The 258-nt window shown below is 39.9% G+C and carries 1 pseudogene; it reads left to right on the top strand.

The window, feature by feature from the left end:
• Nucleotides 1–250: pseudogene (locus N3D17_07805) on the top strand (pyridoxal-phosphate dependent enzyme).
• Nucleotides 251–258: the final 8 nt, after the last annotated feature.

The raw sequence follows: 258 nt of genomic DNA, 5'->3' as shown, positions 1-258 counted from the left end.
TGTGGGAGAAGTATTGAAGAAGAGAAAGAAAGATATAAAAATTGTAGCAGTTGAACCGGAGAATTCTCCTGTTCTTTCAGGTGGCAGTCCAGGGAGACATAAGATTCAGGGTATAGGTGCTGGTTTTGTGCCTGATATTTTGAATGTTAAGGTAATAGATGAGATAATAAAGGTATCTGATAATGATGCAATAGAGACAGCAAAGAGGTTGGCAAGAGAAGAAGGGATATTGTGTGGTATCTCTTCAGGTGCTGCCTG

The sequence above is a fragment of the bacterium genome, assembly GCA_026414725.1.
GTDB lineage: Bacteria > Ratteibacteria > UBA8468 > B48-G9 > JAFGKM01 > JAAYXZ01.
This window is presented reverse-complemented; position numbering and strand designations above follow the sequence as displayed.